The sequence below is a fragment of the Bacillus sp. Root131 genome (assembly GCF_001429475.1).
Classification (GTDB): Bacteria; Bacillota; Bacilli; order Bacillales; family Bacillaceae_G; genus Bacillus_A; species Bacillus_A thuringiensis_S.
Genome location: NZ_LMJQ01000001.1, coordinates 1,858,036 through 1,883,381 on the forward strand (window position 1 = coordinate 1,858,036; position 25,346 = coordinate 1,883,381).

The window sequence follows — 25,346 nt, forward strand, 5'->3', positions numbered from 1 at the left end:
TTTCAATGAACGGCACAAGGTCTGTACTTTAATGAAAAAACAACTGTAGGAAATGTCCCTAACGATAATAACAAATTAAGTGTCGAGAGATGCTATATTTACATTAAACAAATCTAATTAGTAAAAGAGATAAACTATTATTTCATCCAGATGTAAGAAAAGTTATAAATATTAAGTGCGTTTACTGTAATTAAACTAAAGGATCAGAGTGTATCTGTAACAATAGATAAGCTCTGACCCTTATTATTTTATAAATTTAAGATAATTAATAAGTAAGCTAGCTAGCGGGATTCTTAAAATTCATTTATATAATTAACTAAACAGAAAATTTTTATCACATTGGCAAGGGATACTAATAGAAAAGCGTGTCCCTTTACCTAATTCACTCTCTATCTCTATATCTCCGTTTAATTCTCTAATAATACTATAAGCAATCATAGTACCAAGCCCAGTTCCTTTTTCTGTTGTTGAATAGAATGGCAAAGCAATTCGTTTTATTTGTTGAGATGACATCCCAATTCCTGAATCAATAATATCAATTATGATATTTCCTTTTACTTTTTGTATATTTATTTGTAATAATCCACCATTTTTCATAGCCTCAATTCCGTTTTGGATGATGTTGTTTAGACAGAGTTTGAATTTTTCGGGGTCCCCATTTATATAAAAGGAATCTGTACTATTTTGTTTGATTTCAACTTTGTATGATAGAGCGAGTGGTGAAATAGTATCTTTCACCTGATTTAAAATGTGATTAATATCTATTTTCTCTTTTAGGGTGTTCTGTGGTTTGGTTAAAGATAAATAGTTATTAATAGTAGATTGTATTTGCTGCATTTCAATTAACATGATTTCTAAGTATTGATCCTGAGATAGCTTAGAGGCATGTTTTTCATTTAATAATTGAGTGAATCCATGTACCGTGGTTAGTGGATTGTGGATTTCGTGTGCAATTGACGCCGCTAGTTCGCTAGCTATATAAAATTTTTCAGCCCGTTGCAGTTTTTCTTCCATTTTATATTTCTCAATCATTCCCTCTATTAAATAAACTGATAATAATACTGTGAAAATATTAATGACTATATAATTTAATAAAAATTCTATGAGAGTAGAGTCTATTTTCCCTCCTGTATTTATTTGAGTTACAATACCGCAAATAGAAAGTGAAGTTGTACATACTAAAATAAGGAGTAAGCTTAATAATACTTTTTTTTCTTTAATATACATAGGTAATAGGTAACGAAAGAGCATTGTTATACCAAAAATAATAGTGAAGATAATAAATGATGGAAGAACGCCATTTCCGCCTAAGTAAAACCGATAAGAAAGATATAAAATTCCTATAAAAATAATGTTTTTTGTATTTCCATATAGAAAAACTAATATAATAGGAATAAAACGTAAATCATAAATAAATCCCACATGTAAATGAAAAGGAAAAGTCATACAAAAAATAATAGCAATGGAGGAAAGGATAGAAAATAACATATTATTACATGTTGTTTTTTCTTTAAACTCTAGCCAAAATACGTGATAGCTAAGGATACAAATTATTATAATAAAGGTATTTAATAAAAGAGTAGAAATTCCCATAGTTTTGCATCTCCGATAGTTTGTAAGTAGAATTATGTATGAGTTGGACATAGATGTTTAGTATTAGTAGACTTTTTATCTAAAAAAGGAAGGGTACTTGAAAAACATGCTGTTATATTACTCGTATTAAAATTGATAAGGAAAATAGAAAAAATCTATTTAAATTTATGTACATATGAAATTATCAACTAACTTTTGTATGGGTAAAATCGGGATTTAGTTACTGATAAAATAAGGTTTTTAAAGTATGAATATTCTGTGAAAATGATATGCGTGGTGACTTCTGTTTTGTAGCCTCCGTTATATTAACATGGAATATATCAAATTACAAAGTGAAATTTTAGAAAAATTTTATTAGTACATTTTATCTGAAATAGAAATGCTATTTATGTGAGTATTTTGGTACTTACTCGTATAAAACTTTGTTAGAAAAAGACTTTAAAATTTACATGTTTTTTATGAAGCGTAATATTGTAGCTTTATCTATGTGGGGTTCTCAATAACTGTTAATACAAAAAGTTAAGATATATAGTTTTATAGATATGAATTATTACATAAAAACGCACTTGGAAAAGGATGTATGATGGTAATAGAATACAAACATCAAGGGGGAACTTAAAATGAAGTTAAATAAACTAGTGCTTAGTTGTGGAGTAGTTTCAGCATTAACACTTGGTGTGTTAGGGAATAATACTTATGCTGAAGAAGTACACAAAACGAATGATCCAATTCATGTAGTTGAACATGTTTCTGCAGACTTATTATTAACCCAAACAATGGATTATAGTGGCGAGGCTGAAACTTCTTTCGTATATGATGGGAGTACTGACTTAAGCTTCTCTATGAAAAATAATGGTCAAAATACAATGGGATATAGTGTAAAAGGTCCAAATACAGAGCTAATTGTTGGTGGTTATATAAAACCTGGAGAACAACAAATTAATGTTACAAATGTACGGAATGCTTTATCTCCATTACCGAATGGAACATATAAAATTTACGTTTCAAATGATGATGGTTCTAAGGGGCAATTCCAAGTTTCAGTAAGATCTATGAATTAAATTTAAAACGCTTTGTTTTTAAGTTAATTTAATCTTTACTTATTGGAAAGAAGCTAAATTGAATTGAGAATTACCGATAAAAATGAAAACGAGCACCTTATCTAATTGTGAGAGGGTGTTCTTTTTTGCTATTAAACAGAAAACAATTACTTCCAACCACCTATAAATATATTTTGATATTTTCATTGCTAATCTACTAGTTTGTGTCAACGAGAGAATGTCTACTATAAAAGATATTAAAATAAAGATGATGTAACATTCAGCTAAATTATATGGGGAAATAGAAAAACCACTCTTATATGAGTGGTTTTTAGTAATTATTTTTAGGTTATACATTTAAAATTAGGCTAAGTTATAGAAATAATAAACATTTAATCCCGCATTAACTGGCAGTAAGACTCCCACCTCAAAATTCAGCGGAAGCAAAGAAGTTAGGTGGGGGTCGGGCTGCCAGTAAACGCCCGATTGGTTCAACTAATAATCAGTGGGGGATGAACAAAACCCCCACTGATTAAAGTTTCACTTTATCCGTTGTGATTATTTTGGTTCTGGATAATGATTGTAGTAAGAGATTCTAATAAATTCTTGGTAGACATTTGTTAATTTGGCATCTCTAAGAGCATCGTTGAATTTTTGCATACGTACACTACCTTGAGCGTAGCCTCCACCTGGGGCATAAGGGTTTCTAGCTTCAAAGTCATCCAAAAATACTTTTAATTTTTTATAGTCTTGAGATTGATAGAAAGCCACGGCCTCTTCAGGAGTGACATCAAAGTAAGAGGATGATGTTGAGTTATAAGAAGCTGCTTGAGCAGTAGGTGCCTCTAGCATAGTTGCAGCTCCACCGAACATAGTAAGCGCCATAGAAGATACAATAATTTTTTTAAACATAATAAAACCTCCATGTAGAATATTGGACTAATAGCAATCCTGTAATCATTATAGTTACATTAAAAATGATTATCAAATGCAATGTTGCATAATGTATCCTGCTATTTGTGGGCAGTAAGGCTCAAAGCAGAGAAGTTAGATGGGGATCGGGCTGAATAAAGTTTTACTTTATTCTTTGAATGAAGAGTCACCCTTATATCTCAATGAAGGAGCGTAATAGAGAATTAATAGATTAAAAGAGGTGTATAAATTACTCGGATTAACAAGAAAATGAAAAGGCTATTTTTAATAAGGGGAAGGTTAATAGAAGATTAATAACTGGAGCAAAGGAATTGCTATTTATATATTTAACATACATATTTGTCTTTTAAATTGTAGGCGTGTTTTAGAATTTGTATATAGTAAATTCGTTAAAAAACTTGATAAATAATAAAATGTGTAAATTTTTTGACTATTTCATTAAAATTATTTAATATTTGTAATTTATTGTTTTATAATGATAATCGGGTCGATCGTGAATGTTTTAGATATTGCGATATATACTCGGATTAATTTATTCTAGGGAGGTTACAAAATTGGGTAAGAGAGTCATTATAAGAGTTTTTACATTATTATCAGTACTGGCATTATTCCTTAATGTATTTTTACCTAGGGCTAGTGCAGAGGTTATGACGCACGAGAAATATTCAATGAACTGGAGTTATAGTAATAGTTTAGGAAAGCACATTCGAACTGAAATGATTAAAAATTCAAGTGGTCAAATTGCTTATTGCTTAACTCTTGGACTAAAATCACCAAATGGTGAAGATCTTCCTGAAATGGGGAAAACAGATAATGTAGTATATAGGGTCCTATTAAACGGTTTCCCGCAAAAAAGTGTTCAGCAGTTGGGAGTAGCTAATCAGAATGAGGCACACTACGCAACTCAGCTTGCAGTTTGGAATGCATTAGGTCAACTTGATGTAAATGAATTAAAACATGAGAATAAAAATGTTGAAAAAGCAGCTAAGGCTATTATTAGTAATGCTAATAATAGTGAGGAGACTCAAGATGTTTTTATGAATGTGATTCCTGCTGAAAAGCAAAAAGCAGAATTAAAGGGTGAATTCTTCGAAACAAATCTATATTCAGTACAAACAAATGCTAAGGGTGGTTCTTATAAAGTAGTAGCAAAAAATGCACCTAATGGAGTAAAAATTGTTAGTGAAAATGGTGAAGTGAAAGATCAACTTTCAGTTGGAGAGAAATTCCGTATCCAAATTCCTAAAAATACTAAAACAGGTGAATTTAATCTAAGTGTTGCTGCAAACTTAACAAAAGTTCAAGCAATTGCTTACCGTGGTACGGATACTGTTCAGAATGCTACAGTACTATTAGAAAGAAATGAAGAAAAGCTTAGTAGTGATCTTGCAGTAAATTGGGAAGCAGCTGGTTCTTTAAAAATTAAAAAGGTTGGAGAAAATGGAGAAGTTTTAGCTGATGCAGTATTTGAGGTCTTTAATGCAAATAATGAATCAGTTGGAAAAATCACGACTGGTGCTGATGGTATAGCAGAATTAAACAACTTACCAATTGGTACTTACACATTAAAAGAAATTAAAGCACCAACAGGCTATGTTTCAGATGATAAACCACAAACTATTGAAGTTAAGACAGGAGAAACAGGAGCTGTCCAAATAGTAAATAACAAAGTAAAAGGTAACATCGAAATTAAAAAGCTTAGTGATTCAGGAAAGGTTTTACCAAATGTTGAATTCACAGTCTTCACTGAAGATGGTAAAGAAGTGAAAAAAGTAGTAACAAAAGAAAATGGAATTGCAAACGTTGAAGGTCTTACGTATGGTAAATATTATTTCTTAGAGACACAAACACCTAATGGATATATTGGAAATAAAACAAAGTATCCTTTTGAAATTAAAGAGCACAATAAAACACTTACTTTTACAGTGGAAAATACAGAAGTAAAAGGTAGTGTAAAATTACTTAAAGTGGATAATGAAGATGTTAGTAAAAAATTAGAAGGTGCAGAATTCGAGCTAAAAGATGCAAGTGGAAAAGTAATTGGTGAATATAAAACAGATAAAAATGGTGAGATTAACGTCAAAGATTTAGCGTATGGTAAATATTCATTTGTAGAAAAGGCTTCTCCAAATGGTTATGTTCTTGTTAAAGAACCAATTATGTTCGAAATAAAGGAACATGGAAAGATTATTGAGTTATTGGCAGTTAATCATCTTATCAAAGGTGATCTAGAAATTACAAAGGTAGATGTAGCTGATGGAAATAACAAGCTTCCAAATGCAGAATTTACGATTTATAACGAAGCAGGAAAAGAAGTAGTAAAAGGAAAAACAGACGATAAAGGAATCGCTAAATTTGAAAAGTTACCATTTGGAAAATACACATATAAAGAAACTGTTGCACCAAAAGGTTATGTATTAAATGAAGAAACGTTCTCTTTTGAAATTAAAGAGAATGGTCAAATCATTAAACACATTGTCAAAGATGAAAAGATTCCTTCAATAAAAACAACAGCTACTGATAAAACAGATGGTACAAAAGAAATGCACACGTCTAAGTCTGTAACAATCCAAGATAAAGTGGAATACAAAGATCTACAAGTAGGTAAAGAGTACACTGTAAAAGGTAAATTAATGAATAAAGAGACTAATAAACCATTAGTTGTAAATGGTAAAGAAGTAACTGCTGAAACGAAGTTTACACCAACAGAAGCAAATGGTTTTATTACACTAGATTTTACTTTTGATGCAACTGGTTTAGAAGAAAAAGAAGTAGTAGTATTCGAAGAGTTACTGAAAGACGGAAAAGTTGTTACGACACATGCTGATATCAATGATAAAGGTCAAACAGTTAAGTTCGTTAAGCCATCAGTAAAAACGACAGCTACAAACAAAGCTGATGGTGGAAAAGAGATTCATTCAAAGGATTCTATCACTATTCAAGACAAAGTGGAGTATACTAACTTAGTTGTAGGTAAAGAGTACACTGTAAAAGGTAAACTTATGAACAAAGCTATTAACAAACCATTATTAATTGATGGAAAAGAAGTAACAGCTGAAACGAAGTTTACTGCAAAAGAAAAGAACGGTTTTGTAACATTAGACTTTACTTTTGTTGGTGCTGAACAGCAAGGAAGAGAAGTAGTCGTGTTTGAAGACTTATTACATGAAGGTCAAGTAATTGCAACTCATGCTGACATTAATGATGTAGGTCAAACAGTTCGGTTTGTAGAACCTTCTATTAAAACGACAGCTACAAATAAAGCTGATGGTTCTAAAGAGTTAGACGCTTCTAAATCTGTAACAATCCAAGATAAAGTGGAATACAAAGACTTAATCGTGGGTAAAGAGTACGTTGTAAAAGGTAAACTAATGGATAAAGCAACAAACAAGCCATTATTAGTTGATGGTAAAGAGGTAACAGTAGAATCTAAGTTTACTGCTAAAGAGAAGAATGGTTCTATCATACTAGATTTCACATGTAATGCTTCTGCATTACAAGGTAAAGAAGTAGTAGTATTTGAAGAACTGTATCAAGATAATATATTAATAGCTATTCACGCTGAAATTGAAGATAAGGGACAAACAGTGAAATTTAAAGAGGTAAAGCCGGAACAACCTAAACCAGAACAGCCGAATTCGGATGAAAATACTCCAACACCAGAGCAACCTAACGAGCAAGTAAAAGAACAACCACAACCTAAGAAAGAAATCCAATCTAAAATTGGATGGTTACCACAAACAGGTACTAATCTTACAAGTTGGATCTCTATGGCTGCAGGAGCATTACTGTTAATTGTTGGTGGAGTGATTTTCTTAAAACGTAAAAATGCATAGAAATTAAAAATAAGCACATCTGTTTTTATAACAAGATGTGCTTATTTTTATCATTTTAGCCAAGAAAACTCCTATATTTAAGTCTGAATGGCATTTAAAATAGCAACTTTATTTGTAGTAAATAATACATAATTTTGTTTTACTGTTTTAATTAAAATACGGTCTGTTGTCCCATAAGCTGCTCCAATACGTATTACATCTACGTCTTCAACACCAGCATAGGTAGCATCTTCGGTAACCTCAATCACATCACGTAATGGAATTGTAATCTCCGCCAATTGCCATGAAATAATTAACTCTTCATTTGTTTTTTTTACATTAATGCCTAGCATTATACCAAGACCCTTCAACAATAATATGCTACACTTCTAATCTCATTATATAAATTTTTAGATTTTTTATCTATATGTAGCCATAGAATTTATTTATATTTGTGAGCATCTTAATGATGTCAAACAAATAGAAGGATATACAGTCTTTCTATTAAGAAATATGTTAAGAACAAAAGTTCACTTCAAATTAATATGAATTTGATATGGTTGAGATATTATGAACGAGAAACAGTAAGAGTTGCAGGAAGGAAATGAATAATGAGACTTAAATTAGTAGGGATTTTCAGTTGTGTAATTATGATGTTAGGTATTTTTATAATTTACACCAATCAATCTATTGGTAAAGAACCAGATAAGACGAACTATGAATCTCGTGAAAACTCCATAAATAAAGAGAAAGATAGTAGAGGAAAAGGGCAATCAAAATACAATGAAAGTTCTTTTGCTAGTATACAGGCTGTAGTTAATAAGGAATATGGATTACCCGAAGACTATAAACCAGAGGATTTAGTTGTACCAAATGTACCATTCTCATTTAGTGGAACGGTAGAAAAGAGCCACCTCCGTAAAGAGGCGGCAGAAGCACTGGAAAAGTTATTTGATTTAGCAAAGCAGGAGGGGATTCAGTTAAATGCTGTTTCGGGATTTCGTTCCTATGACTATCAACAACGACTGTATGCGAACAATGTGAAAAGAAAAGGACAAGAGCATACGGATCGCTTCTCGGCAAAACCAGGACATAGCGAACATCAAACAGGGTTAACAATGGATGTTTCTTCTAAAAGTGCGAACAATGAATTAGAGCTATCTTTTGCTAATACGAAGGAAGGAAAATGGCTGAAAGAAAACGCGCATCGTGCAGGGTTTATCATTCGTTATCCTAAGGGGAAGGAAAGTATTACAGGTTATGCATATGAACCTTGGCATATTCGCTATGTAGGAGATATTGCTGAAAATATATATGAACAAAAGCAGACTTTAGAAGAATACATGAATCTATGAAAATAGAATTGAAGAATTAAACGGGCTATCAATAGACGTGAGATTGTAAAAGGCAGGGGATATAAATTAAGGTGTTTTTTAATTTTTTTAGTGAAGAGGGAAGGTATCCCTCTTCTTTTTTCATTCCTTGTAAAATTTGAGGATGTCTTAGGGGAGTGAAAAGATGGATTGTGTAGGTGTATTAATAAAGGCTACTTTCGATGGCTTCTGGAGATGTTTTTTGAGGGAATATATTCATTGCAGCAATTGACTATATTATAGGAGCATTCACGTTGGGATATAACAGAGAATTATAGAGTAAAGTAGGATTCAAAAGCATTGTTAACAATGTGGGTGTTATAAGTTATTTTCCTATCAAAACAATTAGTTTTTGTTCAAAATTTAAGAGTGTTATTTTATTATATCTAGTAACTATTTATATTATTTAATAATTACTTGATTTACTATTAAGGTGATTATCTTACAAAATTGTAAGGTTATTTTAATTGACACTCGTATGTATAAGTAACTATACTAGTTACAAAATGTTGGTGAGTATATTTAATAATCTTTATCTATAAGTGTATGTCCGAGGATTATTTTTGGAGCAATAATTCGATTTTAAATTTATTATCTGATATATATTAATATAAACAACTTAATCTATTCTTTATTCAAGGTCGTATTATTTAAAGATTAATTATAAATGATATATTTACCAAATTGTAATAATTTGATAGAGGTGTTACATTTTGAAATACAAATTAATTGCTACAGGAATTCTTGCTGGAAGTCTATTAACCTACTCATCTAATACATTTGCAAATACTCATAAGTTCCCAGATGTTCCTGCATGGGCGGACAAATCCGTTAATTATTTAGTTGATAAACAGGTATTGAATGGCTATCCAGACGGAACGTTCGGTTCAAATGACTCATTAGACAGAGCTTCGGCTACAAAAATTATGACAAAAGTTTTAGGTATACAAATTGACTCTAATGCAAAACCATCATTTACAGATTCACAAAACCACTGGGCTACTCCGTATATTGCTGCTGCTGAAAAAGCTGGTATTGTTAAAGGTGAGGGAAATGGAATCTTCAATCCATCCGGAAAAGTAACTCGTGCTGCTATGGCTACGATGCTAGTAAATGCATATAAACTACAAAGCGCAGCAAATCATAATGAGCAGGTTAAATTTGAAGATTTAAAAGGGCATTGGGGAGAAAAATATGCCAATATTTTAATCGGTTTGAAAATTTCCAATGGTACTGAGAACGGTTGGCAACCAAATAGATTTATAACACGTGCTGAAGCTGCTCAACTTACTGCAAAAACAGATATGATGCAACATCGTCCCCAAAACCCATTAGAAAGCAAAACAATCATTATTGATCCTGGACATGGTGGCGAAGATCCTGGGAAATCCACAAAGGGATTACCTGAAAGTAAGATTGTACTAGACACTTCTTTACGTCTACAACAATTACTTGAAAAGCATACACCATTTACAGTTTTATTAACTCGTCAATCTGATAATAGACCGGGGCATGATCAAAAAAGTTCTTTACAGGAACGTGTTAAATTTGCTAAGAAAAATCAGGGTGATATCTTTATAAGCGTACATGCAAATGCTTTTAATGGTAATGCAAAAGGGACAGAAACATATTACTATAAATCTTCTAAATCCGAAAAAACAAATCCTCATGTGGAAGAAAGTCGTGTTTTAGCAGAAAAAATTCAAACACGTTTAGTAGAGGCACTTCAAACACGAGACAGAGGAGTTAAACATGGAGACCTTCATGTAATAAGGGAAAATGACATGCCAGCTGTGTTGACGGAACTGGCGTTTATAGATAATGGTATTGATTACAGTAAATTATCTACGGAAGATGGCAGACAAATTGCAGCAGAAGCCATTTATGAAGGAATTTTAGATTATTATGAATGGAAAGGAAATAATGTATCTGAATATAGGCTGTAATAAGTAATTGAAAATATAGTAATTCTCGAAATGAAGAATTCTATAATTTTTTTGTATTTTTTTAAACAATAATTTTAAATTTGTATTTTATGTTTTAATATTATTGATAATAGTTATCAATAATAGTGAGAGGAAGATTAGTGAAACATGTGTTTTTAGTTAGTGTCATAAAAGTTAATGAATTTCTATATTGTATGGCTATGAATCTATCTCTATTTTTGCGAACTAGAAATAATATATTTATATCTTTTAAATGTTTAAGAAGGAGTGGCTGTCTGTATGAAAAAAGCAAAAGAAATAGCTAAATGTGTTGCGGTAGCGTCCGTTATTATGTCTGGATCATTTAGTTTACAAGCAACATCTGCATTTGCAGATTCTAAAGGAACTGTAGAAAATCTTCAAAATGGTGGGAAGGTCTATAATAGTTTTAAAACTACTTATGACATGAAGCAGAATATCAAAAATTCGATAAAGGTTTCTTTTATTGAGGATCCTTACGCAGATAAAAAGATTGCAATTGTGACCACTGATGGTAGTAATATTGATGCTAAATATACAGTTAATAGTGGATACTATAACGCAGGCTTAAAATGGCCATCAGCTTATCATACTGAAGCAGAAATAACAAGTGGTGATAGTGCTCAGTTCCATAAAGCTGCCCCAGTTAATACAATGACTTCAGCAAAGGTCACTTCTGAGGTAGGGTATACACTTGGTGGAAGTGTTAAAGTAGGAGTAAATGATAAAGGGCCAAATGCCGATGCAAGTATCACAGGTAGCTTTGCTTGGAAAGAAAGTGTATCTTATGATCAAGTAGATTATAAAACGGTATTAGAGACTCACACAGATAAGAAATTAAATTGGAAAGTAGGATTCTTTGTGAATTAAGCAATATCAACGGTTAGAATAGTGTTGGTAACATCTTGGTAACGATTATACCAAATCGTTCTCCATAAAAGCAACTACTTCCGCTTGTTTTGATGGATATAAATGACTATAAGTATTTAAAGTTGTTGCAACATCTGAATGACCTAAACGTTGTGCTACTATAAGTGGACTAACACCTTTATTTATTAGATATGATGCATGAGAATGTCGGAATTCGTGTAGCACGATCTTTTTTACTTGGGCGATTTTTATATATTTTATAAATTTTTGTCGTAAGGTACTCGAAGATATACTATTGTAAAACTCACCAAAAACTACATAATCACTTTTAACTGGTGCGTTTAGGGCGGCAGTTTTTTTTATGTCGTGTAACATATCCATTATAAAGCTAGGTAACATTATTATTCGATTAGATGCTTTTGTTTTAGGTTCCGTAACTTGCCGATTATATTCAGTTTTGTTAATGTTAATTGTTTTCTCATCAAAATTAATGTCTGACCATGTTAATGCCATAAGCTCTCCTTTTCTAGCTCCACTATAATAAAGTACTGAAAAAAATGTTTTATATAATGGATCGTCCACAGCTAAAATAAATTGTTTAAACTCTTCAAATTCCCAAAAATTCATTCGTTTATTCGATTCTTTTTCAAAATTCCCTGTAATTTTTGCGGGGTTATTTGTTAAACCATGAAATTTAATTGAGAAATTAAATATAGCAGAAAGGACTGCATGAATCTTTTTTAGATGCTTAGCTGAATACTTATTAATAATCTTATTTTGATAATTCATGACATGTTTAGGAATAATCTGCTCCACCTTTAAATTTCCAAACTCTATTACTAAATGATTGTAGATTACATTTTTTATTGTTTCTATTGATGATTGCTTTCTTCTTTGCGAATACCAATTAAAATAGCTATCAGCAGCTTGAGAAAAAGTTAAACTTGAAGTTGTCTCCTTTTCCACTAACATTTTTGCTTCAGCTTCCCGTGCCTCTTTCTTTGTTTTGAACCCACGACGTTTTACTTGTTTTAGTGTTCCATCGAATTGTCGGATTCTAGTGACGAAGTAGTATGTTCCACGTTGTTCATCTTTATAGATTACCAAAGGAATTCCCCCTTGTATGCGTATAGAATTATAAATAAATTAATTGTTTAGAAAATAGTATAACATTGTGTTTTATAAAAAGAAAAGACGCTTCAATTAAATTGAGCGCCTATTTCAAAAATATATGGCATAGAAGAGTTAGGAATACCATTAAATAATACCATATTTAGGTTTTTCAGAACTTGAGAAAACTTCCATATTATTAAGTATCAAAAAAAAGATGCTCTAATGAGAACATCTTAATAATCGATTTAAGTTTGAAGAAATAACAATTGGTAAACGGCTAATTTTATGTTATGCCATTTGTTAATAAAAGGAGACAGTCCAATAAAAAGAATCCGCTACAATCTGCAACGGATTCTAGTCTTAGAAGTTTGAAGCAACTAAGACGTTTTGTGATGGAAATTCGAATATAACATATGACGTTTAAAAACCAAATGGACCTTATAGGATTTGAACCTATGACCGGACGGTTATGAGCCGTCTGCTCTGACCAACTGAGCTAAAGGTCCTTGTATGGATAGTATATCAGCGTGTATAAAAAAAGAAAAGGCACAATCAATATGANGGTTATGAGCCGTCTGCTCTGACCAACTGAGCTAAAGGTCCTTGTATGGATAGTATATCAGCGTGTATAAAAAAAGAAAAGGCACAATCAATATGAAAGTGCCTTTTCTTTCAGCTTAATATTTCTTTAAATAAATAGAGGTGTACCTCTTTTATTGGGATGTAAACACACCCTATAAAACAGAATCATCTTTAAATCCAGATTGTTAGCACACACAATAAAAAAGAAGCGAGGTAAATATTTAGATAAACGCTATGTCACTAGTGCGATTGACATATTACGCTCTTAATAATAAGAGAATCTGCTTTATAGAATATATCCACGTTTTTTATTGTACTACTTTTATTATGCACATGGTTTATTTTTTGGTGATTATGCAAAATTGCATTATTGCAGTTTCTATAAAACAAAAAAAGACATCCAAATAAGGATGTCTACGAAATTAAACCATCTTACTTTTAATAACAGAAGAGTAAGGGAACTCAATTATTATTAAACCATCATATTGATAAAAACAGAAAGGATACTTTTATATTATCATATAGTGCTATCTGTTAATATTGATAAAAAATAAAAGGGGATTTTTGGGGAATGGATAGAAATTAATGATTGGCTGGTTGTGAATTTTTCGTAATGGCTGGTTTTTCACCTTTAAAATTAAAATATAATAACAAAACAATGGGGGAATGGGAAACAATTGTCATTTTAGAGGAACAATTGTTGAAAAAATCAAAAAAGACAATTATTTTAAAGGGAATTGTGTTATATTGGGTGCGTATATCCAATTATGGAAGAGAATTTGCAGTTTTGAAAGTTTATGAAATTAACAAAATAATATTATTGAACATAAATAAAGACCCATAGAAGCGCGTGTAAGAGTGTCCTACCACAATTACACCGTTCCTTAACCCAGCCTTAGGAAACACTTGCCTCGTATGAGTCCATCTTAGTATATCACATTTACGCAATGTTCCTTATTGAAAAAATTGTTAGGATGGAAAATTTATGTTCGGAGAAGGGGGAAGTAAGTTTGTGAAGGAGTTAAAAGAAAGGACGATAAAAAATTCTAAAAAACATCTACAAAAAGAATTTAAGTACAATTTGATGAAAGAACTAATGAAGAAGATAAAGCAAGATATGGATGATAAAGGATTTAAGATTCGTCCATTAGCAAAGAAAGTAGGTGTGGATCGTTCTGTTATTACTGACGGAATTGTAACTGGTAAAACAGCTGAAATGAAATTAGACACATTTATGAAAATTATGGATGTTGTCTATGAAAATTTAGAAGAACGGCAAGAAGTGATACGGAAATTTATTAAACTTTCTCGAAATGATCTTAATATTCGTAAATCTTTGGTTTATTGTCAAGGTACTGGTGAGTATGATGTAATAGCAGATTTGGTGAAAATACATCAAGGAGATCGTTTATTAAATAAATATATTCGAGTGTATGAGTTATTCAACAAACGTAATCAAAACATAAAAAAAGGACAACCATTAATCGAAGAGATGGATGAACAGTTATTCTCAAGTGATGCAGAACTCCAAGTAGTAATCAATATATTATACGCTTTGTCTATGCATGACACCTTCAATATAAGAGCGATGAATCCGTATATGGATAAGGTGGAAAAAAATCTAATTGAGGTTCATGATAAATTTATAAACAATTGGTTAACAATGTTTTTCGATGAAAGGATGGCATATGTTAATTTGTTTGATGATAATTTAGAATTATGTCGTCAAAAATGTGAAAAGTTACTAAAAGAGGCTAATAATGTCCCACTAATTTATACGACTAGTATGTGTTGCATTGGCGAAAGTTATATGTTTGATGACAAATTCCTTGCTGAGAAGTGGATTTCGGATAGTATTGCTTACCTAGATAAACATGGAGTATCTCGCGAAAGCAGAAAGTATAAAGCTTTTAATACTACGCTAAATTACTTATATATCGAATTTGGTTTTAATTTAGACAAAATTAATTTCGATTACATTGATACTTCAGAATTAGGTTACTATATAGGATTGTATGAAGATAAGGAAAAAGGGTTAGAAATGATATATAATTTAGTTAAAGAACGTGGTAGTTCACCGTTTACTGATTACTACATCGCTAGGATAAATGAAGATTTAGAGGGCTTGGAAAAGGCTCTTATACGCTTTGAGCGGGTTGCAAACTACCATTATGCTAAAGCGGTACGACGTACAATTCAATTGTTAAAAAATAAGCAGGAAGAGGTCGAGAGAGTATGAGAAAAGTTGGTATACTATTGTTAAGTGTTGTCGGTGCGTTCGCACTAGTATTAAACACAGGGGTATTGGAGAAAGACCAAGCTGTTAGTAAGCAAACAAATAACGAATATGTACAATATATGAGTTCAGAACCCGGAGGGTCTTGAGTTTAATAGGAATAAATGGGAGACGTTGCCAAATGGCGACGTCTTTCGTGCTTTCTAGGCCTGGTTGATTATATGTACATGTCCAAAAAAACAACCGTAAATTTTTACCAATATAAAAAGGAGGGGTTTTGATGCTAAAAACAGTAGGAGTAGATGTTAAAGAAAAAATAAGTGAGTTAGTTGAACTTGCATATAAAGGAAATCAAGAAGCGATTGAGAAATTAATCAAAATAAAAAAAGAACTTGGTGGAAATTAATCTGCCAAGTTCTTTTTTTATAAATCATTAATCATGTTTATAATTTTTTCTCGTTTATCCGCAGGGAGCTGATTGATACGTTTCATAATATCTTCAACATCATCTATTATTTTTTTTGATGTTTCTTTATCAAAAGTTTTATGCTTTGAAAGCCCCATAATATAATCAGCAGAAACGTTTGTAACACGAGCGATATTTTCTACGGTCTCCCTACTAGGTTCGCGTTTATTTGATTCATATAGCGAAATCATTGTGTAGTTTACACCGACAGCATCTGCAAGTTCATTTTGTTTCATTTTTAAAGATTTACGAACCTCTTTTATACGACTACCCATAGTTTCAGACATTATTAAACCTCCTTTTAACTTTACGTTTATTTCTCTCTTTGTTATATATAATGTACAATAAAACTTTGCTTAAAGACAAGTTTTTTTATTTTTTTTTAGAAAAATACTTTGCAACAAGCAAATTTAATTGTACAATGTGTTTAACAAAAGAAAAATAAAGAGAAAAAGATAAACAAATACTTTGCAACAAGCAAATTTTATTATTAAATACTTTGCTTGTAGCAAAATTTTAGGGAGGTATATAGTGTGGATAATAAAAAAGACTTATCTGCTCGAGAAGCAAAAAAGGCTTACATGCGAGCCTGGAGAGCAGCTAATAAAGAAAAGGTTAAAGCAACTCAGGAACGATATTGGAAGAAAGTGGCGCAGAAAATGAATATGAAAGAAAGTGAAATTAAGAATGATTACAATCGCAATTGGTATCAGAAAAATAAAGATAAAAGAAATGATTACATGCGAGATTATTACCAAAAGAAAAAACAAAATTCTTAAGGTAACTGAAAGAAGGTGATAACAAAATGATAGAGGAAAGCAAGTTTTCATTAATGATAGTTGCAATCTTGATTTGTATAGTCTCTTTAGCAGTTTGTTTTTTGGATGAGCCAATTGAAAAGTTTATAAAGGATGATGATAGAGATGTATAAAAACCTATTTATTGTTCGAAGAGAACATCGTATGACGCAAGAGGATGCTGGGAAGTTAGTAAACATATGCCAGCAAACGTATTACCTAAAGGAAAAAGGAAAACGTGATTTTACTCTTACAGAAGCAAAATTACTCGCACAACATTTTAAGACAACAGTAGACGACCTATTTGCGAAGTAACTGGAGGGGAATTTTAATGAAAAACGGTAAAAAATTGACAAAGCGTGAAAAAATGCACCTTAAATCATACAAATTGAATCCTGAAAGCTGGTTAATCTTTAAGAAGGTAGATGGCGAATTACATTTAGTTCATCGTCACACAAACTCAATACGAGTCATTCCAAGTGCATAGGGTGGTGGACTGGACAAGCATTATTAAAATTTAGGAGGGCTTTACATGGATGGATTAACAGTAGCAAACGAACTGGTATTTGCAAGTAATGGTGAGGTAGTAACAGATAGTTTGACAATTGCTGAGATGTTTGGAAAGGAGCACAAAAATATAAAACGAGATATCTTAGAAACAATTTCGAAATTAGCAAGTCTACAACATAATGCTGAAGTGGATGAACTAGGTATTAATTTTAATACGCTCAAATTTGAGCCCATTGAATATCGAGATAACCGCAATCGAATACAAGAAAAATACATTTTAAACTTCGATGCGTTTATGCTCGTAACTATGAGTTATACAACGCAAAAAGCAATGTTGCTAAAGGTAAAATACATCAATGAGTTTAACCGTATGAAAAACTATATTCAGAGCCAGCAACAAGTTCCTACAGATCCAATGAGTATCTTAAAGCTTACTTTTGAAGCGCTAGAAGGGCAAAAGCAAGAACTCCAGCACATCAAATCAGATGTCAAAGATTTAAGAGAAAATGCTCCGTTATTCGCTGTAGAATGCGATGAAATATCAAATGCAGTCAAGCGTCATGGCGTTGCGCTATTAGGTGGTAAACAGTCTAATGCGTACCAGCATGCGGGGATTAGAGGTAAAGTCTACCGTGATATCTATAAGCAGCTGTATCGTGAATTTGGAGTAACAAGCCATAAAGCAATTAAACGTGGTCATTTAGCACTCGCAACAAAGATTGTTGGAGAGTATACGTTACCTATTGTGCTGAGTGAGAAAATTAATATAGTAAACTCTCAAATTAAGTTTTCTGAGATGTAGAGCAAGCCGAAAGGGGGAGATAACCATGATGGAAGAAAGTATTGTATCACTATGTATTGTTGGGTTTGGCATCTGTGGGCTTTTATTTGCTGTTTATGCTCTAGATAAACCAATCAAAGAATTTACAAAAGATGTGGAATGAATTTGAGGGGAGAAAGCGCTATGACGTTATCAGTTTTAAAGAAAGATGTAAAGAAAAAACAAATACTAGATGAATTCTTGCAGCATTGTGAAAAGAAGCAAATAGAGGCAATTCAAAAGAATGATCCATTGTTACTTTGTACTTGGATTAAAGAAGCAAGATTGGCTCGAAGGGAGCTTATAGCGCTATATCGTGAGAAAGAAAAACATGATACCCAACTTGAACGGGATCGTAAAAGCATTCTAGGGATTGTGGAACATTTAAAAAGTAGAGGTATTAATGCTTCAACTGTAGGGAGGGCACATCATAGTACGCTTTCTGAGGAGTGCTATTAAAAGTGAAAAAGCCCTATAGAATAGGACTTCTTCTGTACATAGGTCATACTACTTGAAGTGCACTGACATTCATCATAAATAGTATATCAGATATATTCTGAATTATCTTCATGTAAATGCTTCCAAAATGACGAAAAGACCTATAATAAGGTCTTCTCATCGGCAATATCAGTCTAGAACAGTATACCTAACAGGAGTGAGTTAAGTAACCGGAATGCTTTTATAGTATAGCAAACTATTATATCTAAAAACAAGAAGGGATGGTAAAAGAAAATGACAGCAGAAGAATTATTTAAAGAAAAACAATATTTAGTAATTGCGGCAATCAAGCAACAATTTGGAAGTATCGCAAGAGCTGGACAGATTGCAGAAATAAACAATATGGATTTGGAGGATTTAATTCAAGTTGGCCATCTGTATTTATGGGAGCATTGTGTGAATTATGATCCAGAGAGAGTAGATACATTCAATGCATACGTGATGAAAGGTATGAAATGGGCAATGAGTGATGAGCTTCACTTGAAAGGAACGCCTTTTAAGATAAGCAGACGAGTTGGTCATGAGGAACGAAATAAAATGAATATTCATTCGATTGATTTACATCGAGATGAGGAAACAGTAAACGAATTCTACGCAGTTTCTCCAATTGATGTGGAAGAAGAAGTAATGTTATCTATTGAATTTGAAGAAGTAACAAGTGTACTTGAAGAAAAAGAAAAGTCAATTATACTGCACGTTGGTGAGGGGTATACCACAGAAGAAATTGCTATCAAATTAGAGATGAAAAAATCTACTGTTCATACAAGAAAGACACGGGCATTTTTAAAGATGAATCCAGATTATAAGCCACTAAAACAAAAATCCTTTTTCTTAGGGAAAAGAATGATAAAGAGAAACCACCAGTTGGGGCTGGTGATTTAATAGAAACATATATGTTGTCCATAGTAACACATGTTGTCCACGAGATGCAAAAAAAGACCTGTTATAGCAGGTCAAAAGTCAGGGTATTTCGTGAAAGAATACAACTTATTCATCATTCTAACAGGAAAAAGTGAAAAGTAAAAGATTGAAAATAAAAAAAATTAAATCTTTTTGTTGAGAAATATCAAATACCCTAGCAGTAAAGATATATTGAAAAAATGTTAGATAGAGAAGGGTGACGGGGATGAATACCAATGTAATAAAAGTCGCAAGAATAAACCTGCAAGGTAACACTTTAGACCAAGGTTGGTTTAAGTATCTTACTTTAGAAAATGGCAAGCCCTATATGGTTGCGATTACAATACTTAGCGAAATTTTTTATTGGTATAAACCAACTGAGATAAAGGATGAAAGAACAAATGAAATCCAATATAAACAAAAATTTAAAGCAGACAAACTGCAAAAAAGTTATCAACAATTGGCTGATTCATTTGGTTTTACCAAAAGACAAGTACAAGAAGCATGCAAAGACTTAGTAAAAAGAGAATTAATTGCAATTGAATTTCGTACGATCATAGTTAACGGAACGAGGCATAACAACGTTATGTATGTGGAACCAATTGTGAAGAACATCGAAAAAATTTCTATTTTATATCAAGACCCTATCACATCAGAAAGTGACACCCTCCCACATTCTAATGAGAGAGACTCCCACATTAAAACGAAGGAGGCTCTCACATTGAAACGTGGGACAAATACAAAGATTACTACAGAGATTACTACAAATAAAAAGACTTCTTGTCACAAGTTTGAAACTTGCGACATGGAGCATGCCAAATTGTTATTTCAGTTAATTTTAGAAACCAATTCAGAACATAAAGAACCGAACTTCGAGAAGTGGGCCAATGAATTTCGCTTAATTCGTGAAAGAGACAAGAAAACAAATCAACAAATTGTGTATCTCTTGGAATGGTCCCAGAATCATTCCTTCTGGAAAAAGAATATATTGTCACCTAGTAAGTTGAGAAAGCAATGGGACAGGCTGGTGATTGAAGCCAAAGAAGAACACGAGGTGAAGAAAAATGAGCAGATTCGCAAGCATAGCGGAAGTCATGGCAGATTTGCAAAAGAGGGCTATGAAAAACTGCCAGAGCCGACAAGAACGTGGAGAGAGCTTACAGAAAAAGAACGAGAGGAATCACAACAAGAATATGAAAATAACATTGAATGGCTCGGAGAAGACGCTTAATGATACCTGTCCGTTATGCAGTGGAACGGGAATAATCTTAAATGGATGGACAGGTAAAATGTGTGATTGTCAAAAGAAACAATCTGAAATAGCAAGGTTGAAAAATGCAATGATACCAGAAGAATTTGAAGAAGCACGTTTTAAAAATTATATTCGTCATACCGATATGCAAAAGAAAATGTTTAACAGCATGATGGAATACTTAAAAAAGTTTAATGAAATCAGGGATACGAAGCGCAATAGCTTTGGATATATCGCTACATATGGCGAGGCAAGATTAAAAGCTTTATCCATCGATGAACGAGTTGAAAAAATGAAACTTCACAACAATTACGGATTAGGTAAAACACATCTACAAATAGCAGCTGCTAGATGGATCATACAAAATGTTCAAACTGTAAATAAAGACATTGTAAATGCACAACCGAGAGGGTGCAGAGTAGTTTGTATAAGTGATGTCACTTTTATGACAGAGATTATGTCGGCAAAGCGTGATGATAAAAAGGAGTACTTTGAAAAGCTTCATACCGTCGTAGATTATGCGGATGTGCTGGTTTGGGATGATTTGGGTAAGAGCAAACATACAGAATCCCGTGAAGAAATGTATTACGAAATCATTAATGAGCGATATAAGCGTAAAGCGCCCATCATTTTTAGTTCAAATGAAGATGAATATACCTTACCTGAAAAAATTGGGTTTGCAGCTGCTGATAGATTGCTAGGGATGGCAAACGATTATTTGATTGAAGTCGAGGGAGAAAGCTATAGACGGTAAAAGAGAGAAATGAATCATTTTGCGGGAATGGAGTTGAGAGCATGGAACAATTAACTTTTGAAGACATCGTAGGAAACATGGACTATACAGCACATAGTACGGCTGCGAAGTTCCTCTCTAATCATTCAGTAACACCAACTTATGCAGTAGAATTTTTTGATCGGGATAAAAAGCAGAAGTTACGTTGGTTTGAAGTTAATACAGAGGGTGAAGCAAAAGAAATGGCCGAAGAAACATACGGGAGAATTCAAATTATAAAAGTATATGTGTCCAATCGAACGTTGAAAGAAATTATGGAGCTGGACTAAGGGCATTTTCATCCAGAAAGCACATGCATTTCCTAAAATGGACAAGCCTATGCAAAGGAGAACGAACATAGATGAAAAGAGAAATAGACATGAAAACAAACGGCATCTACATTGTGGTGGATGGGAAAATCAACTTTGAAGAACCCCCAAAGAGCGGCTACGGACAGCAAGTCTTATATTGGGTAAAGGGAAAAGTGTCTCATACACAAACAACGATTACGAAGAAGTTTAAATAAAACGAGGTGGGAAAATAATGAATATACAAGAAGCTACTAAGTTAGCGATGGAACAAAATAAATTTATTTCACGATTACACTTTATGAAGACCTTTAAGGTCAAGATTAAGCCAACAAATACGTATGAGTTGTGTGGAAATTATCCAATTTATCCTAACGAATTTAAACCGCGCAGGGCGTGGAATCCCTGCGCAGATGATTTAATTGCTGATGATTGGATAATTGTTGATTAGGATAACCATGATCTTGCTTCTTTTGCAAATTTGTATCCGGTTTTAAGAAAATTATTCTCTTCACAATATGCAATCCCTTGTGGAAGTAAGACAGTGTTATAGGCGACATTGTCTGCTGCATACACAGAGACTAAATCTTCATCTCGCAAACGATAGAGTGCTTTCGAAATAAAATCATCAGTCTCATTTTGGTACAACTCTTTAAATGTTTCAAAAGAGAACATATCTGTCCCATGGTTTTTATACTCAGTTACCATGTATTTTAGTAGTTTTTCTGAAAGCTTAGTTATTTTCATTAATTACACCTCCCCTCTATGGGGAATTATATCAAGAAAATTACAATAAATGAGAATTTTATGGAGAATTTAGTCGGGAAGCAAGTCAAGCACGTGTAGATATAAAGTAAGACAAAATTTGAATTTTATTAAATATAGCTAAACCAATTGTTGGATTAGGACTTCTTGTAAGGATTGGAAATGAGGTCGTTTTTCCAGCGCCAGTTGGTCCTGGCAGTCCAGTTCCAACAAGGTTAACGACCTATAGAGGTAACAATAAGTTAATTCCTAAATAATGTATTACGCTTTGAATGTTATAAGAAAAGCGGAGGATGGATTAAATATCTTTAATACATAAGCGTTTGTAACTGTGGATCTTGTGATAAAAGGAGAATGGATATGGACAGAAAAATTACATTTAAAGCTAAGAAGGATATTTTTTGGGAGGACTGGGGGCATTTAAGATTGGTCTTTTCAAGAGGGAATGTATATCCAGGTATTCTTCATAAAGATGGAAGTGTTACAGCAGAGACACCTTATTTTGAAGGCATTTCTGATTACGTAGATATAGACTCTATAGAAATAATTTAAACCAAAGCGTTATTTTAATCGGAATGGCAGGTAATTGACCAAATCACCTGCCAAGTGCCTAAACAGTCCGGAGGGGTAAAGCTCCGTTTTGAAAGAGTGTAGCTGACTTGGAGATAGTATTTGTAATGTAAAAAAAGATTATTCGTAAAGGAGAATGAAAAATGAATACAATCACTATTAAATTTGGCCAAGGTACAGAAGCTTGGAAGGATATGCAAGAAGTTGTTAAGGTACTACATGGTAAAGGATATATCGCTCAGCCTTATGAGGACATTGGAACAGTTAAATTAACTAAGGAAATCAATGACGAGTTAGTAGATAAGAAAAGGCAATTCAATTGTGATCTTTGTTTTCAAAACAAGATTATTGAGGAGAAATCAATTTATCAATTCGATGAAGATGGTGACATTGTAGCATGTGTAGAATGTGAGAAAAAGGCATTTGAACAATTAGGAAATCAAACAAAATAGTTATTTGAATAGAAAGGGCGAATAAAAATGAGATATCAATTTAGAGTTTGGAATGTAATGAGTAAAAAAATGATGGGATGGGGAGAGATTTTTGATTTACCTGCATGGGAGATCTTCCCCGGAACTCCGGAACAACGAGCGTTTAATGTAATGCAATACACAGGCTTAAAAGATAAGAACGGAAAGGAAATTTACGAAGGTGATAGTGATGGGTTTTACATTGTGAAAAACGGAGAATTTCCAGTTAGATGTCACGAAACAGGTGAGATTATCGATAGAGCGCACGGTTGGTATTTAGATCCGATAGATAAATCAACGGAGCCTTCTAGTTGGGAAATACCTTTGAATGATTTCTATATAAACAGACTGGATGCATTTGATAAAAACATTTATGACAATCCAGAGCTACTAGAAAACTAAACAAAATTCTTATTTTGAAGCGTCAGGGAGGGTATTGGATTTGGATAAGTACCGAAAATTACATTTGATACTTAAAGATACAAATCAAAAGTTATTGGTGTATAGCCAAGAAAGTTTTAATTCCATTATGGATTATTTGAATGAAGATAAATTTATTATGTTATTCGAGCTAGAAAATAATTTGTATCTTCCTTGTGCAATAAATACAGCAGATATTATTGCTATTTCAAGAGTTGAAGATTAAAACAAAATCTTTATTTTAAACTAAAGAGCGCCTTGTAAAGCACCCCTAATACCTAATCATAATGAAAATAATGAGCTCATATAGGGAGGTATTTATAACAATCATGGATCATCATGTTCCAGCTTAGATTTCTCGGCTGGAGGAATAAAATGCTCACGAACAAAGTTTTGATAAATCATACCGCTTATAAATGTAATATAAAACACTACACACAAAAAGATTAAAATATATTTAAATAACTTCTTCAAATTAGCACCACCCTAAAAGAGAGTTTTCATAGGATGTGTAAAAAAAGGTACGCTTATACAAGGGCGGAGCGGTTAGCAAGAATAAAATAAAATCGTTATTTGAATAAGGACGGTGAAAAATGAGTTTACTACAAACATTATTAGAAACAATTAATCAAGAATGGTCTAGTCAAAGTACGGATGTATTTGGAGAAGTTGATAACGTTCTATCGATAGCATATATTGCTCCTGTTTTAGCAAAATACATTGAAAGTGAAGGTGATAAGGTCCCAACGGAATTTGAGCCTAATAAATTTAACTCTGATAAAGAGGGTAATTATTACACGGTAGAAATCAAAGTTTGTACAGATCAAGATACATTGATTGAATTTTATTATGAGTAATACGAAGTCTGGAAGAGAACAAAAGGCTATTTGATCAATTATTTTACAAATAAAAAGAGCACATTAATATATGTGCTCTAGGTAAAGGTCTTTAAAAGAGGAGTTTTAAAGAATTTAAATTGACAATATAATATATGCTTGTCTTTAAAAAGTGTGACTGAAATAAAACCTTCATTTTAGAAAAAAGGGGAGTTGGAACGTGAGCCCAAAAGTGTACGCCGTTTATAAAGGTGAATCACTAATATGTATTGGAACTGTACAGGAGTGCGCTCAACATTTGGGAGTGCTTCCTAAGACAGTATATTATTACAAGTCATCATCTTATAAAAAAAGAGTGGCTATTAGAAAGAACGCTCGTAATTATTTAACTGTTATAGCCTTAGAAGAAGATTAACATAAAAATTTCATTTGGGTGGAAGTGA

32 protein-coding genes, 1 tRNA gene and 1 pseudogene are annotated in these 25,346 nt (G+C 32.5%); 26 read left to right on the plus strand and 8 right to left on the minus strand.

Features of this window, described 5'->3' with window-relative positions; all coding sequences use genetic code 11:
• Positions 1-312: 312 nt before the first annotated feature.
• The gene (locus tag ASE54_RS09340; protein WP_000513024.1) at positions 313-1,593 is read right to left on the minus strand and encodes a HAMP domain-containing sensor histidine kinase; all 1,281 of its coding nucleotides are present in this window, start codon (positions 1,591-1,593) and stop codon (positions 313-315) included.
• A 620-nt stretch (positions 1,594-2,213) separates the two neighbouring features.
• Here ASE54_RS09340 and ASE54_RS09345 point away from each other — a divergent pair.
• A complete protein-coding gene (locus ASE54_RS09345; protein ID WP_000773517.1) occupies positions 2,214-2,654 on the plus strand; it encodes a hypothetical protein in 441 nt (146 codons plus the stop codon).
• A gap of 537 nt (positions 2,655-3,191) precedes the next feature.
• On the opposite strand, the gene ASE54_RS09350 is transcribed toward ASE54_RS09345, so the two are convergent.
• Positions 3,192-3,545: a hypothetical protein gene (locus tag ASE54_RS09350; RefSeq protein ID WP_000473481.1), complete on the minus strand. Its 354-nt coding sequence runs from the start codon at positions 3,543-3,545 to the stop codon at positions 3,192-3,194.
• 575 nt (positions 3,546-4,120) lie between these two features.
• Here ASE54_RS09350 and ASE54_RS09355 point away from each other — a divergent pair.
• Positions 4,121-7,402, plus strand: coding sequence for a VaFE repeat-containing surface-anchored protein (locus tag ASE54_RS09355; protein ID WP_000520177.1), 3,282 nt, complete (start codon positions 4,121-4,123; stop codon positions 7,400-7,402).
• 77 nt (positions 7,403-7,479) lie between these two features.
• Here the strand turns inward: ASE54_RS09355 and ASE54_RS09360 are convergent, their stop codons facing one another.
• Complete coding sequence (locus tag ASE54_RS09360; protein WP_000900691.1) at positions 7,480-7,734, minus strand: hypothetical protein; 255 nt, start codon at positions 7,732-7,734, stop codon at positions 7,480-7,482.
• Between the two features lie 258 nt (positions 7,735-7,992).
• Here ASE54_RS09360 and ASE54_RS09365 point away from each other — a divergent pair, with 258 nt between their 5' ends.
• The 3 genes and pseudogenes from ASE54_RS09365 to hlyII all read left to right on the plus strand — a co-directional run.
• Positions 7,993-8,736, plus strand: a complete 744-nt coding sequence (locus ASE54_RS09365; RefSeq protein WP_001237444.1) for a M15 family metallopeptidase — start codon at positions 7,993-7,995, stop codon at positions 8,734-8,736.
• Positions 8,737-9,467: 731 nt separating this feature from the next.
• Entirely contained in the window at positions 9,468-10,700 is a 1,233-nt protein-coding gene (locus ASE54_RS09370; protein WP_000875666.1) for an N-acetylmuramoyl-L-alanine amidase, read from the plus strand.
• 279 nt (positions 10,701-10,979) lie between these two features.
• A pseudogene (gene hlyII, locus ASE54_RS09375) lies at positions 10,980-11,573 on the plus strand (hemolysin II HlyII); the annotation flags it as partial.
• 60 nt (positions 11,574-11,633) lie between these two features.
• On the opposite strand, the gene ASE54_RS09380 reads toward hlyII, so the two are convergent.
• Together ASE54_RS09380 and ASE54_RS09385 are read right to left on the minus strand one after the other, a co-directional pair.
• Positions 11,634-12,695: a tyrosine-type recombinase/integrase gene (locus ASE54_RS09380; protein WP_000237490.1), complete on the minus strand. Its 1,062-nt coding sequence runs from the start codon at positions 12,693-12,695 to the stop codon at positions 11,634-11,636.
• A 438-nt stretch (positions 12,696-13,133) separates the two neighbouring features.
• Positions 13,134-13,207: transfer RNA gene (locus ASE54_RS09385), tRNA-Ile, on the minus strand.
• Positions 13,208-13,896: 689 nt separating this feature from the next.
• On the opposite strand from ASE54_RS09385, the gene ASE54_RS09390 reads away from it, so the two are divergent.
• From ASE54_RS09390 to ASE54_RS37365, 4 genes are all read left to right on the plus strand, one after another.
• Positions 13,897-14,127: a hypothetical protein gene (locus ASE54_RS09390; RefSeq protein ID WP_042992861.1), complete on the plus strand. Its 231-nt coding sequence runs from the start codon at positions 13,897-13,899 to the stop codon at positions 14,125-14,127.
• 141 nt (positions 14,128-14,268) lie between these two features.
• Entirely contained in the window at positions 14,269-15,522 is a 1,254-nt protein-coding gene (locus tag ASE54_RS09395) for an AimR family lysis-lysogeny pheromone receptor (RefSeq protein WP_000466635.1), read from the plus strand.
• Positions 15,519-15,668, plus strand: a complete 150-nt coding sequence (locus ASE54_RS36280; protein WP_001233256.1) for a hypothetical protein — start codon at positions 15,519-15,521, stop codon at positions 15,666-15,668. Before ASE54_RS09395 ends, ASE54_RS36280 begins: the two co-directional genes overlap by 4 nt.
• A 131-nt stretch (positions 15,669-15,799) precedes the next feature.
• Entirely contained in the window at positions 15,800-15,925 is a 126-nt protein-coding gene (locus ASE54_RS37365; RefSeq protein ID WP_000921421.1) for a hypothetical protein, read from the plus strand.
• 17 nt (positions 15,926-15,942) lie between these two features.
• On the opposite strand, the gene ASE54_RS09400 is transcribed toward ASE54_RS37365, so the two are convergent.
• Positions 15,943-16,272 carry a helix-turn-helix transcriptional regulator gene (locus tag ASE54_RS09400; protein ID WP_000005254.1) on the minus strand — a complete coding sequence of 110 codons (330 nt, stop codon included), beginning with the start codon at positions 16,270-16,272 and terminating at the stop codon, positions 15,943-15,945.
• Positions 16,273-16,518: 246 nt separating this feature from the next.
• Here ASE54_RS09400 and ASE54_RS09405 point away from each other — a divergent pair, with 246 nt between their 5' ends.
• The 11 genes from ASE54_RS09405 (at position 16,519) to ASE54_RS09445 (ending at position 22,293) form a co-directional block, all read left to right on the plus strand.
• Positions 16,519-16,764: a hypothetical protein gene (locus tag ASE54_RS09405; protein ID WP_000368958.1), complete on the plus strand. Its 246-nt coding sequence runs from the start codon at positions 16,519-16,521 to the stop codon at positions 16,762-16,764.
• 144 nt (positions 16,765-16,908) lie between these two features.
• A complete protein-coding gene (locus tag ASE54_RS09410) occupies positions 16,909-17,097 on the plus strand; it encodes a helix-turn-helix domain-containing protein (protein WP_000277643.1) in 189 nt (62 codons plus the stop codon).
• 16 nt (positions 17,098-17,113) lie between these two features.
• Complete coding sequence (locus tag ASE54_RS36285; protein WP_000788370.1) at positions 17,114-17,269, plus strand: hypothetical protein; 156 nt, start codon at positions 17,114-17,116, stop codon at positions 17,267-17,269.
• Positions 17,270-17,314: 45 nt separating this feature from the next.
• The gene (locus tag ASE54_RS09415) at positions 17,315-18,094 is read left to right on the plus strand and encodes a phage regulatory protein (protein ID WP_000348892.1); all 780 of its coding nucleotides are present in this window, start codon (positions 17,315-17,317) and stop codon (positions 18,092-18,094) included.
• 162 nt (positions 18,095-18,256) lie between these two features.
• A complete protein-coding gene (locus ASE54_RS09420; protein ID WP_000176229.1) occupies positions 18,257-18,571 on the plus strand; it encodes a hypothetical protein in 315 nt (104 codons plus the stop codon).
• 273 nt (positions 18,572-18,844) lie between these two features.
• Entirely contained in the window at positions 18,845-19,492 is a 648-nt protein-coding gene (locus ASE54_RS09425; protein WP_000123129.1) for a sigma-70 family RNA polymerase sigma factor, read from the plus strand.
• A gap of 244 nt (positions 19,493-19,736) precedes the next feature.
• Positions 19,737-20,741: a hypothetical protein gene (locus tag ASE54_RS09430; RefSeq protein WP_014895311.1), complete on the plus strand. Its 1,005-nt coding sequence runs from the start codon at positions 19,737-19,739 to the stop codon at positions 20,739-20,741.
• Positions 20,704-21,516, plus strand: a complete 813-nt coding sequence (locus tag ASE54_RS09435) for a DnaA/Hda family protein (protein WP_000705175.1) — start codon at positions 20,704-20,706, stop codon at positions 21,514-21,516. Before ASE54_RS09430 ends, ASE54_RS09435 begins: the two co-directional genes overlap by 38 nt.
• Before the next feature lie 41 nt (positions 21,517-21,557).
• Positions 21,558-21,824, plus strand: coding sequence for a hypothetical protein (locus tag ASE54_RS09440; RefSeq protein ID WP_000436950.1), 267 nt, complete (start codon positions 21,558-21,560; stop codon positions 21,822-21,824).
• 71 nt (positions 21,825-21,895) lie between these two features.
• A complete protein-coding gene (locus ASE54_RS33885; protein ID WP_000817807.1) occupies positions 21,896-22,060 on the plus strand; it encodes a DUF3954 domain-containing protein in 165 nt (54 codons plus the stop codon).
• Positions 22,061-22,077: 17 nt separating this feature from the next.
• Complete coding sequence (locus ASE54_RS09445; protein ID WP_001025406.1) at positions 22,078-22,293, plus strand: MW1434 family type I TA system toxin; 216 nt, start codon at positions 22,078-22,080, stop codon at positions 22,291-22,293.
• On the opposite strand, the gene ASE54_RS09450 is transcribed toward ASE54_RS09445, so the two are convergent.
• A complete protein-coding gene (locus tag ASE54_RS09450; protein WP_000705117.1) occupies positions 22,290-22,589 on the minus strand; it encodes a hypothetical protein in 300 nt (99 codons plus the stop codon). The genes ASE54_RS09445 and ASE54_RS09450 overlap by 4 nt on opposite strands.
• 378 nt (positions 22,590-22,967) lie before the next feature.
• Between ASE54_RS09450 and ASE54_RS09455 the strand changes: the two genes are divergently transcribed.
• The 4 genes from ASE54_RS09455 (at position 22,968) to ASE54_RS09470 (ending at position 24,293) form a co-directional block, all read left to right on the plus strand.
• Positions 22,968-23,159: a hypothetical protein gene (locus ASE54_RS09455; protein WP_000375184.1), complete on the plus strand. Its 192-nt coding sequence runs from the start codon at positions 22,968-22,970 to the stop codon at positions 23,157-23,159.
• A 161-nt stretch (positions 23,160-23,320) separates the two neighbouring features.
• On the plus strand, positions 23,321-23,629 hold the full coding sequence (locus ASE54_RS09460) for a hypothetical protein (protein ID WP_001092479.1): 309 nt from the start codon (positions 23,321-23,323) through the stop codon (positions 23,627-23,629).
• A gap of 27 nt (positions 23,630-23,656) precedes the next feature.
• Entirely contained in the window at positions 23,657-24,049 is a 393-nt protein-coding gene (locus ASE54_RS09465; protein WP_001270306.1) for a YopX family protein, read from the plus strand.
• A gap of 40 nt (positions 24,050-24,089) precedes the next feature.
• A complete protein-coding gene (locus ASE54_RS09470; RefSeq protein ID WP_000362234.1) occupies positions 24,090-24,293 on the plus strand; it encodes a hypothetical protein in 204 nt (67 codons plus the stop codon).
• A gap of 101 nt (positions 24,294-24,394) precedes the next feature.
• On the opposite strand, the gene ASE54_RS36290 is transcribed toward ASE54_RS09470, so the two are convergent.
• Complete coding sequence (locus ASE54_RS36290) at positions 24,395-24,541, minus strand: hypothetical protein (protein ID WP_000732617.1); 147 nt, start codon at positions 24,539-24,541, stop codon at positions 24,395-24,397.
• A 119-nt stretch (positions 24,542-24,660) separates the two neighbouring features.
• Between ASE54_RS36290 and ASE54_RS09475 the strand changes: the two genes are divergently transcribed.
• Both ASE54_RS09475 and ASE54_RS09480 read left to right on the plus strand, forming a co-directional pair.
• Positions 24,661-24,924 carry a hypothetical protein gene (locus ASE54_RS09475; RefSeq protein WP_000055205.1) on the plus strand — a complete coding sequence of 88 codons (264 nt, stop codon included), beginning with the start codon at positions 24,661-24,663 and terminating at the stop codon, positions 24,922-24,924.
• A 199-nt stretch (positions 24,925-25,123) separates the two neighbouring features.
• The gene (locus ASE54_RS09480; RefSeq protein WP_000074683.1) at positions 25,124-25,318 is read left to right on the plus strand and encodes a hypothetical protein; all 195 of its coding nucleotides are present in this window, start codon (positions 25,124-25,126) and stop codon (positions 25,316-25,318) included.
• The last annotated feature ends 28 nt before the right edge of the window (positions 25,319-25,346 follow it).